Consider the following 1,020-nt stretch of genomic DNA (forward strand, 5'->3'; position numbering starts at 1 on the left):
AAAGTAAAAAATATTCGCACTGAAATTGAGCTATTTTCATAAATTAAAAAATGAAATTAAGAAAAGATAAATTATCGTAAATTATATGCTTTACTTTATTATTAAAATTATAATAATGATAAAAAATGTTGGGCTTTTTTAATCGTCAAAAAGAGGAGTGTTAAGGTGAAAAAACGATTTATTACAATAGGAATGATTAGTCTTTTGGCAATGATAGATTTAACTCTAAGGTCTAACTTTAGTTGGGGTTCTGACGCTCAAACTTCAACTATCCAAATCTCCTCCTCAACAGAATATCTGAAAATTATTCAGTTGTTAACAGAAAAAATTAAAGTAACTGAAGAGCAGATCAATAACGCGAAAAAAGTCTATCAATCTATAACAGGAAGTAGAATAACAGAACTAAGAATAAAAGAGGAGGGGAATTTTTTCTTACACGATATGCCTATCTACGCAAAACTAAACCAAAACTACCATAACCTATTTGTGACTGAGTATCCCAATCTCAAAGACATTTCATTTTCTATTTATGCCGAAGAGAAAAGGGCAAACTTTTGGAGCTTTCCGCCAAAGATGATGCGGCAAATAATTGATAAGCGTCTTAAATATAGTGGAATTGTCGAAAAAGCTGTAAGCTTGCAAACTTTCAAAGACGTAGAGAAGCGCTTTACGCAAATCATCGATTTCTTAGATGAGATAAATAGAACAACGAATCTAGCGGAAGTTTTCGAGCTGCAAACACGCATCAGGAACATGTCATCCATGCTCCAAAATGAATATGCAAAATTACAAATGGTCAGAAATTTACGCGATAATGAAGAGCTCCTTATCGAAATACAAAAACGTAAATTGTATGGAAAAATAGTGAACTTTCAGTACACAGATATGCCCAGTGTAAGAATTTAGCCAATAAAGCTCTTTACAACATTTGCTTTTTTCATGAACACAAAAGCTAATTTACAGGGTTCAGTACTATCCCAATAATTCAAAGAGACACAGAGATTTTATCAAAGCCAAGAT

Annotated in this window: 1 protein-coding gene; it reads left to right on the forward strand. The window is 32.1% G+C overall.

The genetic code is table 11. The features are described from left to right. Window positions 1-165 precede the first annotated feature (165 nt). Complete coding sequence (locus ACFIK1_RS05610; protein ID WP_375662278.1) at window positions 166-906, forward strand: type IV secretion system protein; 741 nt, start codon at window positions 166-168, stop codon at window positions 904-906. The last annotated feature ends 114 nt before the right edge of the window (window positions 907-1,020 follow it).

The organism is Bartonella sp. OC16QHHD, from assembly GCF_042194035.1.
In the GTDB taxonomy this organism is placed as follows: Bacteria; Pseudomonadota; Alphaproteobacteria; order Rhizobiales; family Rhizobiaceae; genus Bartonella.